The 1,196-nt window shown below is 72.8% G+C and carries 1 protein-coding gene; it reads left to right on the top strand.

The features are described from left to right. Positions 1–216 precede the first annotated feature (216 nt). Positions 217–1,196 (top strand): aspartate aminotransferase family protein (locus G6017_RS14190; protein WP_524536304.1); only part of this gene is annotated, 980 nt, incomplete at its 3' end.

Raw genomic sequence — 1,196 nt, 5'->3', positions numbered from 1 at the left:
GCAGCGCCCGCCGTGCCCGCTCCGGTGGTCCCGGCACCGGCCCCGCTGCCCACCCCGCAGGAGCTGCACCAGCAGGCGGAGAAGGCCCTGCAGGACGTGGCCGGGCAGGTCGACACCGCCGTCAAGGCGTTGTTCGCACCGCACGGCCAGCCCGCCCCGCCGCAGGCCTGACACCGCGAGGGGGTACTCGCGGGCAGTCTTTGAGACACTGGACGGGTGACGTCTGCGAGCGATGCCTTCCCGACCCCGTCCGGCCTGTCCGGCACTACCCGATCGGCCGAGCTCTTCGCCGAGGCCCGCGAGCTGATCCCAGGCGGGGTCAACTCCCCGGTTCGCGCCTTCAACTCCGTTGGCGGAACCCCGCGTTTCATGCGTGAAGCGCGGGGTTCCCGCATGACGGACGTCGACGGCAACACCTATATCGACCTGGTGTCCTCCTGGGGCCCGATGATCCACGGCCACGCCCACCCCGCGATCGTCGACGCCGTGCGGGAGACCGCCACCCGCGGTCTGAGCTTCGGCACCCCCACCGAGGGCGAGGTCGACCTTGCCCGCGAGATCGTCGGCCGGACCTCGGTCGAGGAGGTGCGCCTGGTCAACTCCGGCACCGAGGCCACCATGAGCGCGGTGCGTCTGGCACGCGGGTTCACCGGTCGGTCCAAGGTGGTCAAGTTCTCCGGCTGCTACCACGGTCACGTGGACGCGCTGCTGGCCGACGCGGGGTCGGGGCTCGCGACGTTCGCCCTGCCGGATTCGCCCGGCGTGACCGGTGCGACCGCCCACGACACGATCGTGCTCCCGTACAACGACGTCGAGGCGGCCCGCCTGGTGTTCGCCACCCACGGCAGCGAGATCGCCTGCGTGATCACCGAGGCCGCCGCCGGCAACATGGGCACGGTCCCGCCGCTGCCCGGCTTCAACGAGGAGCTGCGCACCCTGTGCTCCGAGAACGGCGCGCTGCTGGTGATGGACGAGGTCATGACCGGCTTCCGGGCCGGCGACCGCGGCTGGTGGGGGATCGACGGCGTGGCCGGCGACCTGACCACCTTCGGCAAGGTCATGTCCGGCGGCCTGCCCGCCGCCGCGTTCGGTGGACGCGCCGACGTGATGTCCGCGCTCGCCCCCGCCGGGCCCGTCTACCAGGCCGGCACGCTGTCCGGGAACCCCGTCGCGGTGGCGGCGGGCCTCGCCTCGCT

Origin of the sequence: Dietzia sp. B44 (assembly GCF_014145245.1) — a bacterium.
Classification (GTDB): domain Bacteria; phylum Actinomycetota; class Actinomycetes; order Mycobacteriales; family Mycobacteriaceae; genus Dietzia; species Dietzia natronolimnaea.
This window is presented reverse-complemented; position numbering and strand designations above follow the sequence as displayed.